This window comes from Ruegeria sp. D1(2025) (assembly GCF_056536425.1).
Genome location: NZ_JBQFPO010000001.1, coordinates 377,461 through 400,688, shown reverse-complemented (window position 1 = coordinate 400,688; position 23,228 = coordinate 377,461). Strand labels below are relative to the sequence as shown.

Here is a 23,228-nt window from a genome sequence, read left to right as displayed (position 1 = left end):
AGGCCGAGGGGCAGCGCCCCTTACCCGCCAACCGCGACCCCACGGGACGGCGAGGATACAATCCCGCCCCCCACCAACGCCTTGACCCCGGTTGTTCCCGGGCACGAGGTCGGCAGCCCCCGCGCGACGCGCACCGCGAGATAGGCAAACGCCTGCGCCTCCAGCATGTCGCCATCCAATCCAACGGCCTCGACCGGTTCGACCGGACAGTCCAGTGACACACTCAGCATCTTCATCAGCACCGGATTGCGCCGTCCGCCGCCCGTAACCAGCACCCGTTCGGGCGGTTTTGGAAAATGTTCCATCCCTTGCGCCACACCGGCCGCGCACATTCCGGTCAGGGTTGCGACCGCATCCGCATCGCCGAGCTCTCTGACCAGTTCAATCATCTCCGCAAAATCGTTGCGATCCAGTGATTTCGGCGGCATACGGGCAAAGAACGGCTCGGCCAGAAACAGCTCAAGCGCGCCGGTCTCTACCGTACCGCCCCGCGCCACGGCCCCGTCCCGATCCATTGGCAGACCCAAGCGCGCCTGCATCAGATCGTCAACCGGCGCGTTGGCCGGACCCGTGTCAAAAGCCAGCAAGGCACCCGGCGTCTCTGGCCCGGCACAGGCCGGATCCACATAGGTCAGGTTTCCAACCCCGCCAAGGTTCAGGAAACACAGTGGCCGGGTCGCGCCAATCCATTTGGCGCAGGCAAAGTGAAAGAACGGTGCCAGCGGCGCCCCCTCGCCCCCCATCGCCACGTCGTCGCTGCGGAAATCCCAGACCACCGGCAAGCCCAGCGCCTGCGACAGGCCAACGCCATCGCCAACCTGCAACGTCCCTTGTGTTTTCGGCGCATGGGCCAGGGTCTGTCCGTGAAACCCGATAACGTCCACCTCTTCGAACTCTGACAGAAGCTCGGCATGGGCGCGGGTCACCAACTCCTCCGCTGCGTCGACCTCGGGGCCGTGCCAGCGTCCCAGCGCCCTGCGCAACAGCGTGCGTTCCTCATCCGAATAGGCGCGGTACAGGCTTTCCCCAAACCCGAGAATCTCGCGCCCGTCCGTTACCACTACGGCGGCATCCACCCCGTCCAGGGAAGTTCCGGACATGGCGCCCAAAGCTCTGACGGACCCGTTTTTTTTGATGGCCTGCCCCACGCTTGTCTCTCCTGCAACTTCATTCTGCGCCTGAAATCCCGGCGTCTGGCTCAACCTGCCCATGTATAGCCGCACAAAGCAAGTCGCATGGAATTCGCCGATCACAAGGCAACCGGAATCGTTGCCTCAAATCTATATCCAACCCGGTACCGCGATCTGACTGTGGCGGGATTTGCGAAAAAGTGACGGAGTATGGCAAGTTACAACCATATGGAATCCAGAACACCCGAGTCATTACCTGATGCAGCGACCGGACACACCCGAGGGCACCAATCCGATTGAGGCCCGCAACTACCAGCTGATTTTCTGGTCAGGCGCGCTGGCGACGATCGGCGGGCAACTGGTCAACCCCCGGCTGGTTCTGCCATTTCTCTATCTTGCACTTGGAGCCCCCACCTTCGTTGCAGGGCTGCTGCTGCCGTTTGTCACCGGCGCAAGGCTGATTGCAGAAATCTTCGTCTCGCCCTTCATCAACCGCGTGACGCGCGCGAAAGTGGCGGTCTATATCCCAAACATCCTGACCGGGGCCATCCTGGCCGTCGTGGCGTTGTTTGCCACCAACCTGCCACAGATCATGGTGGTCGCATTGTTCCTGATCACCGCGATCATCATGGGCCTGTGTCAGGGGATCACCAGCCTTGGCACCAGCCAGATCTACGGCGTGTCGGTTCCCAAGGCCAAGCGTAACCGGATGGTCTTTGCCCAGGCCACGATCTCGGGCGTTCTGGCCATTGTGATCGTCTGGATCACCAAGGATCTTCTGGCCTCAGAAGAACCCCTGCAACGCCATATCGTCGTCATGTGGTGCGGTGTTGTCGCGATGTTTGCCGCCGGTATCAGCTTTGCCGGAGTCCGCCTGCTTGAGGAAGAACACGCTGCCAAACCCGCACCGGCACAAAAGCCCAAACCCCTCGCCGAGCTTGCCACCGGCTTCAAAACCGGCATGGCCCTGGGCTGGTACCGCAAATTTCTGACCGCCCGTATGATCTTCATCTCGGTGGAACTGGCCATGCCGTTCTACACCATCCACGCGGCGACCTACCATGTGGGCACCAAACACTCGCTCAGCTACTTCGTCATGGCCGCCAGCGCAGGCGTCGTGATCGGCTCGGTCGTCTGGGGCTGGCTCAGCGGGCGCATATCGGTCAAGCCGGTCATGTGGCTGGGGTGCCTGATTTCGATGATATCCGCCATTCTGGCACTGGCGTTCACGATGCTGGGCTACGCGCAGAACGTCTGGCTCTACGCGCTGGTGATCCTGCTGCTGTCCGTCGGAGGTAATGGCGTGATCTACGGTCGCTACCTCTATCTGATCGAGTTGACCGAGGAAAAGGAACGTCCCTACCTTGTCGCGCTGGGGGACGTGATTGCCGGATTGGTCGGCATCGTGTTCGCCGCCATTCTTGGCGCCGTGGCCCATCTGCATGACCCGGTCACGCCCATTTTCGTGCTGGCGGTGCTGAACCTGATCGCAATGATATACGCGTTCAGCCTGCCACCGGTCGACCAGTCACCTGAACCGAAAGACCCCTAGGCATCGATCTCAGCGAAAAAGGTGCCTTTCCCTTACCTATCCCGCCGCCTATACAGTGCCCCGCAACATCAACCCCGAGGGCACGATATGAACTACCACCCCAAATCGGATTTCATCGCCACGATGATCGAGCGCGGCTTTCTCGCCGACTGCACCGATTATCAGGGCCTTGACGACGCGCTGATCAGCGGGGTGCAAACTGCCTATATCGGATATGACGCCACAGCGCAGTCGCTGCACGTGGGTCATTTGATGAACATCATGGTTCTGCGCTGGCTGCAAAAGACCGGCCACAAGCCGATTACCCTGATGGGTGGCGGCACGACCAAGGTGGGCGACCCCTCGTTCCGCTCGGACGAGCGCCCTCTGCTGGGCCCCGAACAGATCGACGCCAATATCGCGGGCATGAAGCAGGTTTTCGCCAAATACCTGTCCTATGACGACAGCGAAACCGGCGCGCTGATGCTGAACAATGCCGAATGGCTGGACAGCCTGAACTACCTCGATTTCCTGCGCGATATCGGGCGGCATTTCTCGGTCAACCGGATGCTGAGCTTTGAATCCGTGAAATCACGGCTGGATCGTGAACAATCACTGAGCTTCCTCGAATTCAACTACATGATCCTGCAGGCCTATGACTTCCTCGAGCTGAACCGCCGCTATGGCTGCGTTCTGCAGATGGGCGGCTCGGACCAGTGGGGTAACATCGTCAACGGCATCGACCTGACCCGCCGGGTTCTGGATCAGGAGATCTACGGCCTGACCACGCCGCTGCTGACGACCAGCGATGGCCGCAAGATGGGCAAGTCGCAGGGCGGCGCGGTCTGGCTGAACGGCGACATGCTGAGCGCGTACGAATTCTGGCAGTTCTGGCGCAACACCACCGACGCAGATGTGGGCCGCTTCCTTAAAATCTTCACGGAACTCCCTGTCGAGGACTGCGACCGCATGGGCGCGCTGGCCGGGTCCGAGATCAACGAGGCCAAAATCCGTCTCGCCAACGAAGTCACCACCCTGCTGCACGGGGCCGACGCCGCCGCGACGGCAGAAGCCACCGCCCGCGAGGTGTTCGAAAAAGGCGGTGTCGGAGGTGATCTGCCCACCCTGACCCTCAGCGTGGATGAACTGGGCGACGGCATGTCCATCGTGCAGATCATCGTGAAATCCGGCCTGGCAAAATCGGGCAAGGAAGCCAAACGCCTGATCGCCGAAAACGGCGCCAAACTGGACGACGCGCCGTTGACGGATGCGGGCCTGATGATCGACGCAGGCGCGCTGTCTTCGCCGATCAAGCTGAGCGCGGGGAAAAAGCGTCACGCGCTGGTTCAGCTGGGCTGAACACAAATACAATTCTTCGAAGCGGCCACCTGACCGGTGGCCGTTTTCGTTTGACCGCCAAGCTTAACCATGGGCGGAGCGCCAGCTAAGTGGACAAGGTCGCAAGTCTGGAAAAGAAACTCTGGATTTGCAGGAGGAAAAACATGCTGACAAAAGGCCTTAAATCCCAGTGCAAAGGACACGCCCGAGCCAGAATTTGCGAAAATCCGCAGTTTCGGCGATAGTTTCGGTTCAGCCAAAACCAAGGGAGGAGCCTCCGGTGTTTCAAAGTCTCCAATTCACGCTCGCTATTTTGTGCGTTGCCTTTGCTGGTGCCGCGAACGCTCAGCTTTATGGCCATGAGTTCGAAGGCAGCCAGTCACCGATCCGCGAAGGGGAACAACCCGTTATCCCTCTGGACACCGAGGACCCAACCTACAATGCATGGCGCACCCCCCTGCCGAGTTTTGAAGGAGAGCGGGAAGGACGAGAGCCCGGACTTGTCGACCCTCAACGTTTCTTTGGTCAAGGCTATGCGCAGCTTCCAACGTTTTTGCACCAACCCTTGGCCTTCACGCCCGGCGATCTTGCAGCGGCTGAAGTCGACGTGGCGATCATGGGTGCATTTACTGACATGGGCAGCGGCGCGCGCGGTGCCTCACGCGGGCCAAACGCCGTGCGCAACTCATCAATCTACCTCGGCTACGGGGCGCGGCAACCACATATGCACGTCATGGTGGACCCACTTCAGGACATGACAGTCGTCGACTACGGCAACGCCCCGAACGACATGATGAGCACCGAGCGCACAATTCACGCGGTTCGCTCGTTTGTTGGTCAGGCAGCGGCGGTACAACACGCCGACGGCAGCCATGTGATACCTTTTGTCGTAGGTGGCGATCATTCACTGATGTATCCGAACGTAGCAGCCATGACGGACGTTTACGGCAAGGGTAACGTCGGCGTTGTTCATTTCGACGCACATTACGATGCCGGGAAATACAGCTTTGGGCACCTGATCAATCACGGTATGCCAATTTACCGGTTGATCGAAGAAGACTTGGTCGAGGGCAAAAACTTCATTCAAGTCGCATTGCGCGGATACTACCCGGATGAAAAAGCGTTTGAGTGGATGCGCACCAACCAATTCCGCTATCATACCATGGCCGAGATCGAACATCGCGGCTGGGACGCGGTTATGGAAGACGTCATTGCGGAAGCAAATGACGGGCCGGAGTTTATCTATATCTCTTTCGACATCGACACTTTTGACCCGGCATTTGTCCCCGGCACGGGAACGCCCGAACCTGGCGGCCTGATGCCGCGCGAGATCTTTCCGATAATTCGTCGTCTCTGCGCCGAGTCGAATGTGATTGGGTTCGAAATTGTCGAACTGGCTCCGTTGATGGACCCAACCTACGTTTCGGCTTTGAATGCCAATCGAACGATCAGGGAATGCCTGACCGGCATTGCGATGCGTAAACAGGGTCTGACCGAACCGGATTACAAAAGCCCGCTCACTGTTTCACACGGTCAGAATGACAATTAGACTTCTTGTCTGTTCAGTCTTCTTTGTTTCTCTGACCGGTTTGGCAGCACAGTCCGAGCCGCAGAAGATTTCGTGGTCAGATCTTCGCGAAGGCCGCCTTGTCGAGTGCGCTCAGTTTTTGGATGAATACCTGTCAAACCCAAGTTGCCTGCCCAGAGACTTAAGCGATCGTATGCTATCGATGCAGATTGCCGAATGCGTGCCGGGGAACTCTGACCTGGAAGGCGATCTTGTTCTCATTGCCGGGTACGCTCATCCCGTTGAGTTTGAATTCAAGGACGTGAAAGACTTCCTGTTAGTGCCTCTGTTGTCTCAGACGTGCCGGCATCCAACCGCACCACTTCCTGATCAGGTAATTTCTGTTGAGTATCCGGAAGGCGTCGACATATCTGCGGATCCGGTTTGGGTTACAGGTGAAATCTTCATCCGACAGTCTCAGAGCGAACTCGCGCCTTCAGTCTACAAGATCAAAGCTTCGGACGTTGTTACAGCAACCATTCCTGACGTCTCAGCCGCCGAGTGAAACCACCCGTCAGGCGATAAACTACCCAATTGAGACGGAAACGGACCTTCCTGCACACACGACTGGACAGGCATAGCCTCTTCCCATTAAATGAACATACGTTCAAATCACCGCAGAGGAGCCCGCCATGCAATTGTCCACCACAGCCGCGATCGTCACCGGCGGCGCATCCGGATTGGGCGAAGCCACTGCCCGCCATTTTGCGGAAAACGGTGCTCAGGTCACGATTCTGGACCGGGACGCTGATCGGGGAACGCAGGTGGCAAAGGATATCAATGGGCACTTCGCGAATACGGACGTGACTGACGAGGCCTCGGTCTCTGCTGCCATCGCATTGGCCACGGACAAGATGGGCAAGATCACGGCCGCCGTGAACTGCGCCGGTATCGCTTATGGCATCAAGACGGTCGGCAAGGATGGCCCCCACCCGCTAGACGCGTTCCAGCGAACCATCGACATCAATCTGGTCGGCACCTTCAACGTGTCACGTCTCGCCGCAACCGAGATGGCGCGGAACGAACCCGAACCCGACGGCGCACGCGGGGTGATCATCAACACGGCGTCGATCGCGGCTTTCGACGGACAGAAAGGTCAGGCCGCCTATGCTGCCTCCAAAGGTGGCGTGGTGGGCATGACCCTGCCCATGGCCCGTGATCTGGCCTCGACCGGCATACGCGTCATGACCATCGCGCCCGGTATCTTCATGACCCCGATGCTGGCCGGGTTGCCGGAAGAGGTGCAGCAGCAGCTTGCCGCCGACGTGCCCAACCCGCCCCGTCTGGGTGATCCGCGTGAATACGGGCGTCTGGCTGGATTCATCGTCGAGATGGGTTACCTGAACGGCGAAGTCATCCGCATCGACGGCGCGCTGCGCATGCGCTGATGCACCGAATACGGCCGCAGGAATTTGGTACAAATCAAACACACCCGGGATGCCGGGACGTACAAAACAGCACTAAGTGCCTTCGGCCTTTTCTTCCAGCATCAGCCATTCTTCCTCGGCCGCGGACAGTTTCTCCTGCCGCTCGACCAGCGCATCAGTGGCTTTCTGAAACTTGACCGGTTCTCGGGTAAACAGCTCCGGGTCGGACATCAGGTCTTCCAGCTTGGCAATCTCAGCCTCAAGGCGCGTGATCTCGGCCGGAAGCTTTTCCAACCGGTGCTTTTCCGAGAAGGACAGTCCCGATTTCGGCTTCGTTTCCTGCTTGACCTTTGCCTTTGAAGGTTTTGATTTTTCTTCTTTCTTATCGATCACGTCGCCGCGTTGCGCGATGCAATCCGACCAGCCGCCAGCATAGACCGTGGCGCGCCCATTACCCTCCATCGCGATGGTAGTGGTGGCCACGCGATCAAGAAAGTCCCGGTCATGGCTGACCAGCAAAACCGTGCCATCATAGTCGTCCAGCAGTTCCTGCAACAGGTCCAGCGTCTCGACATCCAGATCGTTGGTCGGTTCGTCCAGCACCAGCAGATTCGATGATTTTGCCATCAGCTTCGCCAACAGCAATCGTGCTTTTTCCCCACCAGACAAAGACTTAACGGCTGCTCTAGCCTGCCGCTCGTCGAACAGAAATTCCTTGAGATAGCCAACCACATGCTTGGGCTGGCCGCCGACCATAACCTGATCAGCCTTGCCCGACACCCGCATGTCCGGATCACCGGTCAGGCTGTCCCACAAGGTCATTTCGGGATCAAGCTGCGCCCGTGTCTGATCGAAAACCGCGATCTCCAGATTGGTCCCCAGGTTGACCGCGCCCTCATCCGGCGCCTCTTGTCCCAGAAGCATCTTCAACAGCGTCGTCTTGCCCACACCATTGGGCCCGACAAAGGCCACACGGTCACCGCGCTGAACCAGCAGATCGAAATTTCGCACGATCTGCGTATCCCCAAAGCTCTTGGCCAGCCTCTCGGCCACAATCACTTTTCGGCCGGATTTCGGGCCGGATTCCAATGACATGGCGGCAGCGCCCTGACGTTTGATCTGCGCTGCTTTCTCCGCCCGCAGCGCCTGCAAGGCACGCACACGACCCTGGTTGCGCTTGCGTCTGGCGCTGATGCCCTCAACCGCCCATTTCGCCTCGGACTTGATCAGACGGTTCAGCTTGTGGCGTTGCTGGTCTTCCTCCTCCCAGACCTTGTCCCGCCACGCTTCGAACGCGTCAAACCCCTGTTCCTGACGCCGCACCGACCCGCGATCAATCCACAAAGTCGCCCGCGTCAGTGCGCGCAAAAAGGCACGGTCATGCGAGATCAGGACAAAAGCCGCCCGCGCTGACCCCAGCTCGCGTTCAAGCCACCCAATCGCTTCGATATCCAGATGGTTGGTCGGCTCGTCCAGCAACATAAGATCCGGGGCCTCGGCCATCAGCTTGGCCAGCGCCGCCCGCCGCCGCTCGCCGCCCGAGGCGGTCTCAACCGCGCGTGACGGATCGAACTTCAACCCCTCACCGGCGCGTTCCACCTTGTAGAGTTCGCCCGGCTCCAATCCGCTGGACGCGTAATCGCCCAGCGTTGCGAACCCTTCCATCGTCGGGTCCTGCTCCATGTACCCAACCGATTTTCCGGGCGGCACAACGATTTCGCCGTGATCAGGCTCGACCAGACCCGCCATCACTTTCATCAATGTGGATTTGCCTGATCCGTTGCGCCCGACAAGGGCCACCCGATCACCGGGCTGGACCACAAGATCAAGCCCGGAAAACACCGGATCACCCCCGAACGTCAGGGAAATACTGGACATCTGCAACAAAGGAATTCTCGCCATGCCCGCCAGCTAAACCGGCTGACGGGACGCGTCAACGCCCCCGCTTCACCTTTTCCAAAATACTCAAATCACCCGGCCACGGTTCGCAGCAAACGTTTGCGGCCCGGGGGTATCGCTCCGATCTCAAGCCCGGTAAACACGTGCAACGTGTTCATGCGCCAATCCACCACCGCATGATCGCTGACCCAGCCCCCCATCATCAGATAAGTCCGCAACAGAGGCGGCATTCGCAGCATCGCCTTTTTCACATCCGGCCTGCGCCGCAGGCGCGCTGCAAAGCGGAAAACATCCGGTGCCTTGACCCGGGGCAACCAGCGCTTCGGCGCCAGATGGCGATGTTTGAGCATGGCGAATGCGTCCAGGTACTCGGCCGTCTCGGTGCCTGCGAAAGAGGAACAGCCAAACAGCATCCGGACCTCGTTCTCGTCCACATAGGTGGTCATGGCCCCCCACGCGACGCGCAGTATGTCGTGATCGAAATAGTCGGGATGTATGCAGAACCGCCCCATCTCAACCATCCGCCCGCTGAAACCTTCAAGCGCCGAAAGGTCATAGAATTGCGAGGAATAGCTGCGCCCAATTTCAGCGCCGCTTTTCATTGTCAGCATGCGGAAGCAGCAAACCAATTGCCCGCAGTTTCGCACGTCTTCAACCAGTATATGCGCGCAGACCGGATCGAAATCGTCCTGATCGGCCTGCCCCGTTTCAAAAGCCAGTGTCCGCAGTCGCTGCGCCGCCGCAACGTCCTGCGGTGACTGCGCAAGACGGGCGCGATACCGCCCCTTACCGAGCAAAAGTGCCATGGTCGCATCCTCCGCGGTTGCTGACCCGAATTCGACTTGCCGTATCGATACCATGCAATGTGTGACTGTCGTGTGACCATCGCAAGTTTTGGCGGAACTTTAGTTTGTTGCCCCCGGGATGTTGGCCGGGTTGAAGTTGCCGATGTTACCGATCAGCTGGCGAATAAGACCCTGGTCCTCGATGTTGGATTCGGTGACGCGGCGCTCCAGCGGCACTACGATTCCATCCTCCAGGCCAAAACGTTCAATGTTTCGCACAACACCCCGCTGGTCGAAACTGATGGCCAGCAACTCTCGCGATACCACTTCGGGCTTCTTGGGGCCGTAAAACCGGACACGCGACGCCACATAGTAATACCCCGAATCCCGAACTACACCGGTCGAGGTGGGCGCGCCGACCGCTTCGGCCACGCTGTCGCGGGTGTCTACGCCAACTTTGATTTCTGCCAGCTCTTCGGCCGGTGGAATATAGCCGTGGTTTTTGTAGGTCGCCGTACAGGCACCCAGGGTTGCCAGGCACGCAGCAAAGACAAGCGTCTTTGACGCCGGATTGAACCTGTTCACGATCTTCAACATCTACACCCTCTTGCCTTGGCCTCTTGCGGCTTCTATCCGATTACAGAAACCGGTGCCTCGGTTCAACACAGGAAAGGGCCATGAAGTGAGCAACCATACATCTCTGCGGGTGGCCGACCTGCCGCAAAACACGCCGACGCCGTTTGATTTGCGCCCTGGCACCCAATCTTTGGCGGCAATCAAGGACGAACTTGGGCTGCTGGGGCTGCGCAAACTCAGCTTCAAGGGAGACGTGCGCGCGCAGGGAAAGCGAGACTGGGTGGTCAGCGGCAAACTCGGCGCGACGGTCGTTCAGCCCTGTGTCGTCTCGCTGGATCCGGTGACAACCCGGATCGATCTCCCGGTCACACGAGTATTTCTGGCCGACTGGAGCGACCCGGACGAAGAAGAGTTCGAAATTCCCGAAGGGGACGAAACCGAACCGCTGGGCACCGAAATCGATCCGCAAGCGATCATGATCGAGGCGCTGTCGCTGGCCCTGCCCCAATACCCGCGCAAGGACGGCGCGGAACTGGGGCAAGCTGACTATACCGAGCCGGGCAAACAGGCGATGACGGATAAGGACGTCAAGCCGTTCGCCGGACTGGCCGGTTTGCGCGATGCGATGAAAAAAGACGAGTGACACGAGGGCGATTTCCTGTCATAGCAGGCGCTCAGAAAAATCGCTTGAACATGACGAGAATCGCAGTATTTTCGCGCGCTCATCGGAATTTGGGTTGGACATTGCGGGGCTCGTCCCCTAAACGCGCGTCAAACCACGAGAAAACGAAGAATGAAACCCCGGCCACAGCGAATCTGTCGGCCCATAGTAGACAAAGGTTGAGACCATGGCCGTCCAACAGAACAAAGTTTCCAAGTCGCGTCGCAACAACCGCCGCGCACACGACGCTCTGGTTGCTGCAAACCCGAACGAATGCCCGAACTGCGGTGAGCTGAAGCGCCCGCACCACGTTTGTGCATCCTGCGGCCACTATGATGATCGCGAAGTCGTCGCACAAGCCGACGAAATCGATCTGGACGAAGACGCGGCCTAAGCCTGACAGGACGCAGGCCCAGGCATGACGGATCAGCCCACGCAAAACGACCGGATCATCATCTCGGTTGATGCTATGGGTGGTGATGCAGGGCCCGCTGCCGTTGTCGCGGGTATTGCCAAATCGGCAAGTAAGAACCCGGACATCGGATTTATCCTGCACGGGCCGGAAGAAGAGCTGCGCAGACTGGTTGCCAAACGGCGTGTCCTTGAAGGGCGCGTCGTTTTTCGTGATTGCCCGGACGTGGTCACGATGGAGGACAAGCCCAGCCAAGTGGTGCGCAACGGCAAGCAGACCTCGATGTGGTCGACGCTGGAAGCGGTCCGCGAGGGCGATGCCCATGGCGCGGTGTCCTGCGGCAATACCGGCGCGCTGATGGCGTTGTCGATGATGCGCCTGCGCAAATTGCCCGGCGTGAACCGCCCTGCCATCGCCATTCTGTGGCCTTCGCGCAACCCACAGGGTTTCAACGTGATGCTGGATGTCGGGGCGGATGTCCGCGCCGACGCAAAGGATCTGCTGCAATATGCACTGATGGGCGCATCCTACGCGCGCAATGGCATGGCGCTTGGTCGCCCCCGCATCGGCCTGCTAAACGTGGGGACCGAAGAACATAAAGGCCGCGCCGAACTGAAAGAAGCCCACACCATGATCACGGAATTCGCAGAGCAGGCGAATTTCGAGTTTGTGGGTTTCGTCGAAGGCAGTGATATCCCCGGCGACAAGGCGGATGTCATTGTAACCGATGGCTTTACCGGCAATGTCGCCATCAAGACCGGGGAAGGCACAGCCAGCCTGATTGGCGACCTGCTGCGCGAGGCGTTCAAGTATTCACCCCTGTCCCGGCTGGCCTCGGTTCTTGCGATCACCTCGTTGCAACGTCTGAAGAAACGTATTGATCCTCGTCGCGTGAATGGCGGCGTGTTTCTGGGCCTGAACGGGACGGTCGTGAAATCTCACGGCGGGGCGGATGCCACGGGTGTCTCGGCGGCCGTCAAACTGGCGTTTACCCTGGCCGAGTCGGGTTTCGCTGAAAAATTGGCGGCACGGGTTGCATCCACAGCCGAGCTTGCACAAGATGCCGCGCATACTCCGCCCCAGGCGGAAGAATAACAAAAAAGGCAGTACCTACAAAATGGCAGGCCGTTCAGTTGTAGTTGGTATCGGGCATTATTTGCCGGAACGCGTGGTCCCGAACTCTGAATTCGAAAAAACGCTGGATACAACGGATGAGTGGATTCGAACCCGTTCTGGTATCGAACGCCGCCACTTTGCCGCCGATGATGAGACGACATCCGATCTGGCCATCAAGGCAGCAACTGCTGCGCTGGATGATGCCGGTCTGACCGCCGATGATATCGATGCTATTGTTCTGGCGACCTCGACCGCCGATCTGACTTTCCCTTCCGCAGCTACAATGGTGCAGGCCGGACTGGGCATGACCCGTGGTTTTGCTTTCGATGTGCAGGCTGTTTGCGCCGGGTTTGTTTTTGCGCTCGGCAATGCGAACGCGTTGATCCTGGCCGGTCAGGCAAAGCGGGTTATGGTGATCGGCGCCGAGACGTTTTCGCGAATCATGGACTGGACCGACCGGTCGACCTGTGTGCTCTTCGGAGATGGCGCCGGTGCGCTGATACTTGAGGCACAGGAAGGTGAAGGCACGGCGCAGGACCGTGGAATTCTGGCGACCGACCTGAACTCGGACGGGCGATACAAGGATCTGCTCTATGTCGATGGTGGTGTATCCACCCAATCAACCGGCCATTTGCGGATGCAAGGCAATCAGGTGTTCCGCCATGCCGTCGAAAAGCTGGCCGGAACAGCGAACACCGCGCTTGAGCGAGTCGGCCTTGGCAGTGCCGACGTGGACTGGATCGTCCCGCATCAGGCCAATATCCGCATCATTCAGGGCACGGCCAAGAAGATGGGATTGCCCATGGAAAATGTCGTTGTCACAGTTCAGGATCATGGAAACACATCTGCAGCCTCGATTCCCCTGGCCCTGTCGGTCGGCAAGAAGCGTGGCCAAATCAAACCCGGCGACCTGATCGTTACCGAAGCGATTGGCGGGGGTCTCGCCTGGGGTGCTGTAGTCCTGCGCTGGTAACAGGCGCAATTCGGCTTACATGTCCGCTTGCAATTCATTGATATTGACAGCGAATTTGCCCTACCCCTATGCTTTGTTATCAACAGGGGAAATGGCATGGGCGACAAAACACTGACCCGAATGGATCTGAGCGAGGCCGTCTTTCGTGAAGTTGGCCTTTCACGCAATGAAAGCGCGCAGCTGGTCGAAAGCGTGCTGAACCACATGTCCGACGCACTGGTACGTGGCGAACAGGTGAAGATTTCATCTTTCGGTACATTCAGCGTTCGCGACAAAACCGCCCGTATCGGCCGCAACCCCAAAACCGGTGAAGAGGTTCCCATTCAGCCGCGCCGCGTGCTGACTTTCCGTCCGTCGCATCTGATGAAAGATCGCGTCGCCGCAGGGAATCGCAAGTAAGTTCAGGACGCCACGATTATGAGCAAGTCCCCCGACGCGTTTCGCACCATCAGTGAAGTTGCGGATTGGTTGGGCGTTCAGGCTCATGTTTTGCGGTTCTGGGAAAGCCGCTTCACGCAGGTCAAACCTGTCAAACGTGCTGGTGGCCGCAGGTATTACCGCCCCAATGACATGCGGCTGCTGGGTGGTATCAAGAAGCTTCTGCACGAAGATGGGACCACCATCAAAGGTGTTCAGCGTATCCTGCGCGAACAGGGTGTCGCGCATGTGGCCTCGCTGTCTCAGCCGCTCGAGGATGGGGCTGAGGCGGATGTGGTCACTCAGGACGGCACCGTCGTTCCGTTCACCGCTCCCCCCGTCCCGCCATCCGGTCAGATTGATCTTGATCTGGGCGACGGCGATTCCGTTACCCCGGAAGTTTCGGCCCGGCCCGAAGCGGCGGAAGCCCCGGCAACAAACGGCTCGGAAGCCGCTAGGCAGGCCGAACCAGAATATCTGGATGAGGCACCTTTGCTGGGCGGTATCGCATCGCAAGCCTGGAACAGGACCGAGTTTGACGAGGACCTGCTGAAGCAAATCGCCCCCGTCGCAAATGAACTGCGCGCCCTGTTGAACAGAATAGAAAACCGATCGGCGGGATAAGAAAAAAGGCGATGATTTCCTCTTGCCCCTGCCGGGAAAGTCTTTATGAACACCTCAACGTCGGGCTATGGCGCAGCCTGGTAGCGCGTCCGTCTGGGGGACGGAAGGTCGCAGGTTCGAGTCCTGCTAGCCCGACCAAATCACACCGACGTTTATGGCAGACAGGCCAGATCCCGCTCTGGCATCAGGGGGGATCGGAATGACAGGCGTATGCCCTAACCAGCAGATCGAGGCGATGATTGCGCGCGGTGAGATTACCGCCAACCCCGATGTCCTGCCGGCGCAGATTCAACCTGCCAGCCTGGATTTTCGTCTTGGAACAATGGCTTACCGGGTGCGCGCTTCGTTCCTCGCGGGTGAAGGACGCACTGTCGCGGATCGTCTGGCCGAGTTCGAGATGCATCGGATCGACATTACCGACGGTGCCGTTCTGGAAAAGGGATGCGTCTATCTGGTGCCACTGATGGAGTCGCTGGCCCTGCCTGCCGACACCAGCGCCGTCGCCAACGCCAAAAGCTCGACCGGGCGGCTGGACCTGCTGACCCGAACGATCACCGACGAAGGCACGGAGTTCGACCGGGTTCCGAAGGGGTATTCCGGCCCGCTTTATGCGGAGATTTGCCCCCGCTCGTTCTCGGTTCTCGTTCGTCCGGGGATGCGCCTGAACCAGATCCGCTTCCGTCAAGGTCAGGCCGTGCTTAGCGACGCGGAATTGACTGCACTGCACGCTGAATCGCCGCTGGTCGATGGCCCTGCGGTGATTCAGGACGGGCTGGGTTTCTCGGTCGATCTGCAGTTGCCGGACACTGATCTGGTTGGGTATCGGGCCAAGCCCCATACCGGCGTGATCGATCTGGATCGCATCGGTGAATATGACCCGCAGGATTACTGGGAAGAAGTGCGGACCCGAAATGGCTGCATCATCCTTGATCCGGGCGCATTCTACATCCTCGTCAGTCGCGAGGCGGTTCATATCCCACCTATGTACGCCGCTGAAATGGCCCCATACTTGGCGATGGTCGGAGAGTTTCGCGTACACTATGCCGGCTTCTTCGATCCGGGTTTCGGCCATGCTGCCGCCGGTGGCGAAGGGTCGCGCGGCGTTCTTGAAGTGCGTTGCCACGAAGCGCCCTTTGTTCTGGAACATGGACAGGTCGTCGGGCGTTTGGTGTACGAAAAGATGTCCGAGATGCCGACGCAGCTATACGGCGCTGGGATCGCCTCGAACTATCAGGGACAGGGGTTGAAACTGTCCAAGCATTTCAAAGCAGTCGGCTAACGGTCAGAACTTCATGAACCGGCGCATCTGCCGGGTCATGCGCTGAGCCTGTTTCATGCCCTGCGCCTGCCGATTGGCGCTTTCCTGCATGTGACGCTCGGCCTCCGGGTCGCGGGGCGCATCATTTGTCTGCCCGGGCTTGCGGGTCATCCGGTCGGCCATGTCAAAGCTCATGTCCACGCCCCGCGTGACAAGCCGGCGCATGACCTGACGCACAATCATGTCGATGATCCGATTAGCATTCATTGCTCAACTCCGTTTTCTGCCCTTAACCTAGTCGATCCATGCGGCAACAAAAGGGCGTCCTGCCTACTCGCCCTCGAACAGCTCCGTCTGCTCGTCGTCCGCATCTTCATCGCGCCCTTCACCCAGCGGGATCGTGCCCGGAGGGGGCCTGTTCTCGAGCAGACCGGCGGCGCGCAATTCCTTGAGGCCCGGCAGATCGCGGGCATTCTCAAGCCCGAAATGATCCAGAAACTCCGGTGTCACAACAAATGTCACCGGTCGACCCGGTGTCATGCGGCGACGGCCCAGCTTGATCCATTCCATTTCCAGCAACTGGTCGATGGTTCCGCGTGATACCGAAACGCCGCGAATTTCCTCGATCTCGGCGCGGGTACAGGGTTGGTGATAAGCGACAATGGCCAGCGTCTCAATCGCGGCACGGCTGAGTTTGCGGGTCTCGACCGTTTCCTTCTGCATCAGAAAACCCAGATCGGGGGCGGTACGGATCGCCCAGGCTTCGCCCACCCGGACCACGCGCACGCCCCGCCCCTCATAACGTTTCTGCAACAATTCAACAGCTTGCGCGGCGTTGCTGCCATGAGGCATGCGCGCCTCAAGATCGGCGATGGTCACCGGTTCGGCGCTGGCGAAAAGCACGGCTTCGACCATACGTTCCTGTTCCGCCAGGGGCGGCGCTTCGAACAGGGTGCCGGTGCCTTCGTCTTCGGGGGCGTCAGTCACGAGTGTCAGTCCTCTTGCGCAAATGGATCGGAGCAAAGGTTTCGGTCTGCTTGATCTCCATATGTCCTTCTTTCACCAGTTCCAGCGAGGCTGCGAACGTCGCCGCCGTGGCCGAGCGCCGCCGCATCGGGTCGGCATTCCAGCCCTCGGGCAAATAGGTCTCCATATCTGTCCAGGTGCCCGCGAACCCGATCAGGGGACGCATCCGTTCAAGCGCCTGCTCCATGGTAAACACGGCGTCGCGGTCCATCACAAACGGGCGGAACTCGTCGCGGGTCCGGATGCGCGCATAGCCCTGCATCAGGTCCAGCAGCGTCGCTGAGTACGTCACAGTGCGGATGCGGGTGACATCCTCGCCCTGCCCGCGTTTGAAAAAGTCGCGCCCAAGCTGGTCGCGCGCCATCAGACGCGCGGCCGCGTCGCGCATGGCTTGCAGACGCTCCAGCTGGAACGCCAGATGGGCGGCCAGCTCCTCGCCCGAGGGGCCTTCATCATCTGGGTCGGGGGGCAACAACAGTCGGGATTTCAGAAACGCCAGCCAGGCGGCCATAACCAGATAATCGGCAGCCAGTTCGATCCGCAGCGCACGGGCTTTTTCGACGAAGGCTAGATATTGCTGCGCCAGCGCCAGAACCGAGATTTTCCGAAGATCGACCTTTTGCGTCCGTGACAGGGTCAGCAGGACATCCAACGGGCCTTCGAACCCGTCGACGTCAACGATCAGCGCCTCGGCTGCCAGCCGGTCCGCGACCGAGACCGGGTCTTCGCTGAAAAGGTTATCGTTCATACACCTGCCCGCCCATTAGGGCAGATAGTTCCGCCTCGGCCGCGGGGATGTCAAGTTCCCGAGGGGCTTTGCGCATCACCAGCGCCCGTTCAGCGCGGGTTTGCGCCTGCCCGGTCATCTCTCCGGCAGCTTCAAGCACACTGGCGCGGGCTTCGAGAGACCCGTTGCAGTGCAGAACCACATCGCACCCTGCGGCAAGCGCCTGACCGGCAATGTCCTGTGGCTCGCCGCTGAGCGCTTTCATCGAGATATCGTCGGTCATGATCAGGCCATCAAAACCGATCTTGTCGCGGATCAACGCAATCATCGTCGGCGAAATCGTTGCCGGTTGCGGATCGATCCGGTCGTAGACCAGATGCGCGGTCATCCCCATTGGCAGGTCTTTAAGGGCGCGAAACGGGGCAAAATCGGCCTGTGCCAATTCGTCCTGAGCCAGATCCACATGCGGCAGGTCATGGTGGCTGTCCAATGTCGACAGACCATGCCCCGGCATATGCTTGACAACCGGCAGGACACCACCATCCAGATGCCCCTGCGCCACGGCATTGCCAATTTTCGAAACCGATGCAGGATCAGAGCCGTAGCAGCGGTTCTTCAGAAACGGGTGCGTTTCGTCACGGGCCAGGTCAACCATCGGGGCGCAATTGCTGTCGATCCCCAACTCGAACAGCTCATTCGCAATCAGACGATAGCGTAGGTACATGGCGCGTTCGGCCTGATCGCCAGCACGACTGGCGTGGTCCAGTGGGGACATCCATTCTCTTGCCAAAGGCGAGCGCAAGCGCTGGACCCGGCCGCCTTCCTGATCGATGGTGATGGGGCAGTTGCGGCCCACCGCCTCGCGGAAATCATCGCACAGGGCGCGGATCTGATCTGCGGTGTCGATGTTGCGGGCAAACAGAATAAACCCGAACGGGTTCATCTGGCGGAACAGGTTCTTTTCATCAGGCGTCAGACGCAGGCCTTCGGCATCGGTGATCGCGGCACCAAATGTCAACGTACTGCAACCGGGATGCAGTCAGCCCCCTGTGCCTGAAGCGCCGCGCAGAACTGACGCGAGTCGCTTAGATCGTCGAACCCCAGAACGCGCAGGCGATAGAATGTCCGGCCGCCACTTGAGGTTTTCTGGATAACTCTTTGCTTTCCATCCATATATTCATCAAATCTCCCGCTCATCCGGCCCCATTCTGCCTGCGCGACTTCAACGCTTTCATAGGCCCCCAACTGGGCCATCCGGGTGCCCTTCGGCAGTGCATTCGGATCAACATCCAGCCCGACCGCCGCTTTGACGGCGGCATTGATTGCGGCCTCGGTCTGGCTGTCCGCAGGCACACCGCGATGCACCGCGCGCGCTGGTCTCACCACCGGACGCAGAGATCTGCGAACGCCGGGCAGAACCGCCAGTTCTGGATCCGGCAATTGCGCAGCCAGATCGGCCGGATCAATGGCGGGCTCGTCATCAAGCGTGGACAGTGAGGCCAATTGCACGCCTTCCTCCTCCACCTGACCGGGTTTGGCAGCTTCCTGGGCCAGCTCGGCAACCAGCGCGTCAACTGCGCCCTGCCGCAACTGCGCGGCCTCCTGATCCGAGATCGGCTCTTCGATGTGGTGTACGGCCTTTGTCGGCTTCAAGGTGCCCATCGGAGCATCCTCGTCCGCCAATAAAACCGGACGCGGTGCAAGGATCAGGCGATCAGCCGGCGCGGCGGCCGAGCCTTGCGCGGCAACTGCGTTCACGGCAAGCCCCTGGTGATCGGCGGGTGTTCCACCAGGGTTTTCCGGCTGGATACGCATCGGTCCTTCGACAGCGCGCACCACCGGGACCCCGCTGACATCGCGCATGATCAGTTTGTAACCCCAGACAGCGACACCGGCGACCAGCGCCAGAGAGGCGACCGCACCAAGCACATTGACGATTCGGCCCAGTCCAACCGCACTTTGCGGGGCATCATAGTCCTGCATGTCGTCGGAAAAATCATAGCCATCTTCGGGATGCGCCTGATTCGTGTAATGCATGTGCCCGGGGCCTGACTGCCCCGAGTAATCGTAACTCGTCATTTCCGCCTCACCGCCCGAATGCGCCTTAATACGTGGCGCGCGGGTCATTTCTTGTCTGCCTCGATCCGGCGGTTCGGGCGGTGTTGGTTACCGCATCTCCTGCGCCGGAGTGACGCCAAGAATACCCAAGCCCGCTGAAATCACAACAGAAACGGCCCGGGCCAAAGCGATTTTCGACTGGCTTGTGGCAACATCGCCATCCTGGATAAAGCGCAGTTGGGTTTCGTCATTGCCTTTGTTCCACAGCGCGTGGAAGTCGCCCGCAAGCTCGTACAGGTAGAATGCAACCCGGTGCGGCTCGTTGGTACGCGCGGCGATTTCCACCAGACGCGGCCATTCGGCCAGTTTTTTGGCGACCGTTAGTTCAGAGGCATGGTCGTTCTTGCCCAAATCCGCCCCGGCAAGGGTCGCGTCATCTGTGGCAATCCCCGCCTCGGCTGCGCGGCGCAGCACGCTCATGACGCGGGCATGGGCGTATTGCACGTAGAACACGGGGTTCTCGCGGCTCTGTTCCAGCACCTTGTCGAAATCGAAATCCAACGGCGCGTCGTTCTTGCGCGTCAGCATCACAAAGCGGGTCACGTCTGGCCCAACCTGATCGACCACATCGCGCAGAGTGACAAAGTTCCCTGCCCGTTTTGACATCTTGAACGGCTCGCCATTCTTCCACAGTTTCACCAACTGGGTCAGCTTGATATCCAGCGGCACCTTGCCATCGGACAGCGCCGATACAGCCGCCTTCATCCGTTTGACATAGCCACCGTGGTCCGCGCCGAACACATCGATCAGCGCGTCAAAGCCGCGGCTAACCTTGTCATAGTGATAGGCGATGTCCGGGGCGAAATAAGTCCAACTGCCGTCCGACTTCTTGACCGGACGGTCGACATCGTCGCCATGCTCGGTCGACTTGAACAGGGTCTGCTCGCGCGGTTCCCAATCCTCGGGCTTTTTGCCCTTGGGTGGTTCCAGCACGCCTTCGTAGATCAGGCCCTTGTCGGTCAGCGATTGCAGCGCCGCCTCGATCCGGCCCGTGCCGTAGAGCGACTTTTCGGAGAAGAACACGTCCATTTCGACGCCCAGCGCCTTCAGATCGGCCCGGATCAGATCCATCATTGCATCGGTGGCAAAGTCGCGCAGCTCTTCCAGCCATTCGCTTTCCGGCTTGTCGATCAGGCTGTCGCCGTATTTCTCTTTCAGCGCTTCACCGATCGGGATCAGGTAATCCCCGGGATACAGCCCTTCGGCGATCTCGGGACTCAGTCCGTTGGCTTCGCGATAGCGTTCATAGGCAGACCGCGCCAGCACATCGACCTGCGCGCCGCCGTCGTTGATGTAATATTCACGCGTCACATCGTGGCCCGAGTAGGCCAGCAGGCTTGCCAGAGCGTCACCGAATACCGCCCCCCGCGTATGGCCCACGTGCAGCGGACCGGTGGGGTTTGCGGACACGTATTCCACGTTCACTTTCTGCCCGTGACCCATGGTCGAACGGCCATAGTTTGTGCCCTTTTCCAGCACGGCAGCCAGAACACCCTGCCATACAGCGGGTGCCAGACGCAGGTTCAAAAAGCCCGGCCCGGCGACCTCGGCACTGGTGATCCGGTCATCCGCCGCCAGTTTCCCGGCCAGAACATCGGCAATGTCGCGCGGCTTCATCTTTGCTGGTTTCGCCAGCACCATCGCCGCGTTGGTCGCCATGTCGCCATGCGCGGCGTCACGCGGCGGCTCGACGGCCACGTTGTCAAAGCTCAGCCCTTCGGGCAAAGCGCCTTCGGACTGCATCTGCGCCAGCGCGTCCAATACTAGGCCGCGGATCTCGGAAAACAGGTTCATTACGGATGTCCTTTTGCTTGCCCGGCGGTTTACCACGCAAAGCGGCAAGGTCAATGGAAGCGATCAGTTTAGGCTTGGTTTAGACGTGAACCGGGCTAATGTCGGCAAAAACCACCAACAGGAGTACCAATTATGCGTCTTGCCCTGCCCCTTGCCCTGCTGCTGACAACATCCCTGCCGGTTTGGGCGGATATGCCTTCGCCCCAAGGCCACGTGTTGCTGACCCTGGGCGGTGCGGTATCCCAGACAAACCTGCCCGCGCGCAGCGAAAATGACGGCGGATTGCTGGGATACCTCGAGGTCCAGCACGATGGCGGCGCAGGCTTTGATGCCGCAATGCTGGATGCGCTGGAACAGACCGAGATTTCAATCACCTATGGCCGCGAAGGAAACAAGCGAGAGATTGCCTTTTCAGGGCCGCTTCTGTCGGACGTGATGAAGATGGCGGGTGCGGAAGGCAAAACAGCAAGGCCCATGGCCATGGACGGCTATCAAGCCGAAATTGCGTGGGACAGCATCGCCGCCCACAAGCCCATTGTTGCAACCCACGCAGATGGCGCACCAATGGGGATCGGCGGATATGGCCCCACTATGATCGTATTCCCGCCCACCGATGACGCCGACCTAGCCCAGACACAATCCGGGCAACAGGTCTGGGCGCTGGCCTATATCGGGGTCGAGTAGTCAGTCCTTCGTAGCAGAAACACCGGTCAGCCTTGCGTGATCCTGCAAGGCGAACCGGTCCGTCATACCGGCGATATAGTCCGAGACTATGCGCGCCAACGCGGTTTCACTTTGGGCAGCTTCGATGTCCTCGTGCCAGCGCGCGGGCATCTGTTTCGGATCGCTCAGGTAGATGGGGAACAGGTCTTCAACAACTTGACCGACCTCGCCCCGTACTTTCATGACGCTGGGCGCGCGATACATGCGCGAGAACAAGAAGCCCCGGATTTCCCGGAGCCGTGCCCACAAGTCGTCCGAGAACCGCACAACCGGATAGCCAAGGTTGCGGATATCCTCGACCGATTGCGCGCCGGAAGCTGCAATCAGTTTGGTTGATGTGTCGATGACATCAGCGACCATAACACCAAAGACCCGTCGCAGCGCTTCATGCCGACGGCGGTACGCGTCCAGACCCGGGTATTTTTGATCCACTTCCGAGTAGCAATCGCCGACGATAGGAAGTTGCAGGATTTCATCGTCCGAAAACAAACCTGCGCGCAAGCCATCCAGCAGGTCGTGGTTGTTATAGGCAATGTCATCCGACAGGGCAGCCACCTGCGCCTCGGCACTTGCATGGGTGTGCAGTTCAAGGTCGAAACCCTGATTGCATTCCGCCAGTGCCCACGGCAGGTCACCGACAACCGGGCCGTTGTGCTTTGCGATGCCTTCCAGACATTCCCAGGTCAGGTTGCAACCATCAAACTCGGCATAATGACGCTCCAGCCTCGTGACGATCCGAATGGCTTGGGCGTTATGATCAAAGCCGCCATAGGGTTTCATCAAAGCGTGCAATGCGTCCTCGCCGGTGTGCCCGAAAGGTGTATGCCCCAGATCATGGGCCAGCGCGACGGCCTCGGTCAGTTCGGGGTTCAGCCGCAACGCGCCAGCAATCGTGCGCGCGACCTGAGCGACTTCGATGGAATGGGTCAGGCGCGTGCGATAGCTGTCACCCTCATGCTCGACAAACACCTGCGTCTTGTGCTTGAGGCGTCGAAACGCGCTGGCATGAATGATCCTGTCCCGGTCGCGCTGAAAGCATGACCGGAAACTGCTTTCCTCCTCGGGAACAAGCCGCCCCCTTGCGCGGCCCGGATCCGAGGCAAAACACGCTCGCTCCAATAGTCTTGTCCTTGTCGCCTGTCCTTGCAATTTCTATATTGTAAGGTAATGCGGAAATAAACCTTTG

24 protein-coding genes and 1 tRNA gene are annotated in these 23,228 nt (G+C 59.6%); 14 read left to right on the top strand and 11 right to left on the bottom strand.

Going from position 1 to position 23,228, the window contains the following annotated elements; translation table 11 throughout:
• Positions 1–20 precede the first annotated feature (20 nt).
• Positions 21–1,148 (bottom strand): anhydro-N-acetylmuramic acid kinase, encoded by a 1,128-nt coding sequence (locus ACR1XU_RS02105; RefSeq protein ID WP_480905308.1) that lies wholly within the window; start codon positions 1,146–1,148, stop codon positions 21–23.
• 241 nt (positions 1,149–1,389) lie between these two features.
• On the opposite strand from ACR1XU_RS02105, the gene ACR1XU_RS02100 reads away from it, so the two are divergent.
• The 5 genes from ACR1XU_RS02100 to ACR1XU_RS02080 all read left to right on the top strand — a co-directional run bounded on the left by ACR1XU_RS02100 (position 1,390) and on the right by ACR1XU_RS02080 (position 6,954).
• The gene (locus ACR1XU_RS02100; RefSeq protein WP_480811698.1) at positions 1,390–2,682 is read left to right on the top strand and encodes an MFS transporter; all 1,293 of its coding nucleotides are present in this window, start codon (positions 1,390–1,392) and stop codon (positions 2,680–2,682) included.
• A gap of 87 nt (positions 2,683–2,769) precedes the next feature.
• Complete coding sequence (gene tyrS / locus ACR1XU_RS02095; RefSeq protein ID WP_170805550.1) at positions 2,770–4,020, top strand: tyrosine--tRNA ligase; 1,251 nt, start codon at positions 2,770–2,772, stop codon at positions 4,018–4,020.
• Positions 4,021–4,279: 259 nt separating this feature from the next.
• On the top strand, positions 4,280–5,548 hold the full coding sequence (locus ACR1XU_RS02090; RefSeq protein ID WP_480905306.1) for an agmatinase family protein: 1,269 nt from the start codon (positions 4,280–4,282) through the stop codon (positions 5,546–5,548).
• Positions 5,538–6,071 carry a DUF3299 domain-containing protein gene (locus tag ACR1XU_RS02085; RefSeq protein WP_480522445.1) on the top strand — a complete coding sequence of 178 codons (534 nt, stop codon included), beginning with the start codon at positions 5,538–5,540 and terminating at the stop codon, positions 6,069–6,071. Before ACR1XU_RS02090 ends, ACR1XU_RS02085 begins: the two co-directional genes overlap by 11 nt.
• A 127-nt stretch (positions 6,072–6,198) precedes the next feature.
• On the top strand, positions 6,199–6,954 hold the full coding sequence (locus ACR1XU_RS02080; protein WP_170610524.1) for a 3-hydroxyacyl-CoA dehydrogenase: 756 nt from the start codon (positions 6,199–6,201) through the stop codon (positions 6,952–6,954).
• Between the two features lie 72 nt (positions 6,955–7,026).
• On the opposite strand, the gene ACR1XU_RS02075 is transcribed toward ACR1XU_RS02080, so the two are convergent.
• From ACR1XU_RS02075 to ACR1XU_RS02065, 3 genes are all read right to left on the bottom strand, one after another.
• The gene (locus ACR1XU_RS02075) at positions 7,027–8,835 is read right to left on the bottom strand and encodes an ABC-F family ATP-binding cassette domain-containing protein (RefSeq protein WP_480905302.1); all 1,809 of its coding nucleotides are present in this window, start codon (positions 8,833–8,835) and stop codon (positions 7,027–7,029) included.
• A 68-nt stretch (positions 8,836–8,903) separates the two neighbouring features.
• The gene (locus ACR1XU_RS02070; RefSeq protein WP_480905299.1) at positions 8,904–9,638 is read right to left on the bottom strand and encodes a GNAT family N-acetyltransferase; all 735 of its coding nucleotides are present in this window, start codon (positions 9,636–9,638) and stop codon (positions 8,904–8,906) included.
• A gap of 99 nt (positions 9,639–9,737) precedes the next feature.
• Positions 9,738–10,214 (bottom strand): outer membrane protein assembly factor BamE, encoded by a 477-nt coding sequence (locus ACR1XU_RS02065; protein ID WP_170610518.1) that lies wholly within the window; start codon positions 10,212–10,214, stop codon positions 9,738–9,740.
• A gap of 85 nt (positions 10,215–10,299) precedes the next feature.
• Here ACR1XU_RS02065 and ACR1XU_RS02060 point away from each other — a divergent pair, with 85 nt between their 5' ends.
• The 8 genes from ACR1XU_RS02060 to ACR1XU_RS02025 all read left to right on the top strand — a co-directional run bounded on the left by ACR1XU_RS02060 (position 10,300) and on the right by ACR1XU_RS02025 (position 15,675).
• The gene (locus ACR1XU_RS02060) at positions 10,300–10,836 is read left to right on the top strand and encodes a YceD family protein (RefSeq protein WP_480905296.1); all 537 of its coding nucleotides are present in this window, start codon (positions 10,300–10,302) and stop codon (positions 10,834–10,836) included.
• A 205-nt stretch (positions 10,837–11,041) separates the two neighbouring features.
• The gene (rpmF, locus tag ACR1XU_RS02055) at positions 11,042–11,248 is read left to right on the top strand and encodes a 50S ribosomal protein L32 (RefSeq protein WP_008756996.1); all 207 of its coding nucleotides are present in this window, start codon (positions 11,042–11,044) and stop codon (positions 11,246–11,248) included.
• A 24-nt stretch (positions 11,249–11,272) separates the two neighbouring features.
• Complete coding sequence (gene plsX / locus ACR1XU_RS02050; protein WP_170610513.1) at positions 11,273–12,361, top strand: phosphate acyltransferase PlsX; 1,089 nt, start codon at positions 11,273–11,275, stop codon at positions 12,359–12,361.
• Between the two features lie 22 nt (positions 12,362–12,383).
• A complete protein-coding gene (locus ACR1XU_RS02045) occupies positions 12,384–13,355 on the top strand; it encodes a beta-ketoacyl-ACP synthase III (RefSeq protein ID WP_480713485.1) in 972 nt (323 codons plus the stop codon).
• 96 nt (positions 13,356–13,451) lie between these two features.
• Positions 13,452–13,754: an integration host factor subunit alpha gene (ihfA, locus tag ACR1XU_RS02040; protein WP_008755922.1), complete on the top strand. Its 303-nt coding sequence runs from the start codon at positions 13,452–13,454 to the stop codon at positions 13,752–13,754.
• A gap of 18 nt (positions 13,755–13,772) precedes the next feature.
• Positions 13,773–14,396: a MerR family transcriptional regulator gene (locus ACR1XU_RS02035; protein WP_480905292.1), complete on the top strand. Its 624-nt coding sequence runs from the start codon at positions 13,773–13,775 to the stop codon at positions 14,394–14,396.
• Between the two features lie 61 nt (positions 14,397–14,457).
• Positions 14,458–14,534 (top strand) — tRNA-Pro (locus ACR1XU_RS02030).
• Positions 14,535–14,595: 61 nt separating this feature from the next.
• A complete protein-coding gene (locus tag ACR1XU_RS02025) occupies positions 14,596–15,675 on the top strand; it encodes a 2'-deoxycytidine 5'-triphosphate deaminase (RefSeq protein ID WP_170805543.1) in 1,080 nt (359 codons plus the stop codon).
• Positions 15,676–15,678: 3 nt separating this feature from the next.
• Here ACR1XU_RS02025 and ACR1XU_RS02020 read toward each other — a convergent pair whose 3' ends face one another.
• From ACR1XU_RS02020 to argS, 6 genes are all read right to left on the bottom strand, one after another.
• Positions 15,679–15,921, bottom strand: coding sequence for a hypothetical protein (locus ACR1XU_RS02020; RefSeq protein WP_170805542.1), 243 nt, complete (start codon positions 15,919–15,921; stop codon positions 15,679–15,681).
• 63 nt (positions 15,922–15,984) lie between these two features.
• The gene (scpB, locus tag ACR1XU_RS02015; protein ID WP_480905289.1) at positions 15,985–16,641 is read right to left on the bottom strand and encodes an SMC-Scp complex subunit ScpB; all 657 of its coding nucleotides are present in this window, start codon (positions 16,639–16,641) and stop codon (positions 15,985–15,987) included.
• On the bottom strand, positions 16,634–17,428 hold the full coding sequence (locus ACR1XU_RS02010) for a segregation and condensation protein A (protein ID WP_480905286.1): 795 nt from the start codon (positions 17,426–17,428) through the stop codon (positions 16,634–16,636). Before ACR1XU_RS02010 ends, scpB begins: the two co-directional genes overlap by 8 nt.
• Entirely contained in the window at positions 17,418–18,425 is a 1,008-nt protein-coding gene (nagZ, locus tag ACR1XU_RS02005; RefSeq protein ID WP_480905283.1) for a beta-N-acetylhexosaminidase, read from the bottom strand. The genes ACR1XU_RS02010 and nagZ overlap by 11 nt, the downstream gene beginning before the upstream one ends.
• The gene (locus ACR1XU_RS02000) at positions 18,422–19,534 is read right to left on the bottom strand and encodes an SPOR domain-containing protein (protein ID WP_480905280.1); all 1,113 of its coding nucleotides are present in this window, start codon (positions 19,532–19,534) and stop codon (positions 18,422–18,424) included. The genes nagZ and ACR1XU_RS02000 overlap by 4 nt, the downstream gene beginning before the upstream one ends.
• Positions 19,535–19,573: 39 nt before the next feature.
• The gene (argS, locus tag ACR1XU_RS01995) at positions 19,574–21,319 is read right to left on the bottom strand and encodes an arginine--tRNA ligase (protein WP_480905277.1); all 1,746 of its coding nucleotides are present in this window, start codon (positions 21,317–21,319) and stop codon (positions 19,574–19,576) included.
• Between the two features lie 132 nt (positions 21,320–21,451).
• Here argS and ACR1XU_RS01990 point away from each other — a divergent pair, with 132 nt between their 5' ends.
• Entirely contained in the window at positions 21,452–22,003 is a 552-nt protein-coding gene (locus tag ACR1XU_RS01990) for a putative pterin-binding protein (protein WP_480713481.1), read from the top strand.
• Here the strand turns inward: ACR1XU_RS01990 and ACR1XU_RS01985 are convergent, their stop codons facing one another.
• Positions 22,004–23,161 (bottom strand): deoxyguanosinetriphosphate triphosphohydrolase, encoded by a 1,158-nt coding sequence (locus tag ACR1XU_RS01985; RefSeq protein ID WP_480905273.1) that lies wholly within the window; start codon positions 23,159–23,161, stop codon positions 22,004–22,006. It lies immediately after the preceding gene.
• Positions 23,162–23,228: the final 67 nt, after the last annotated feature.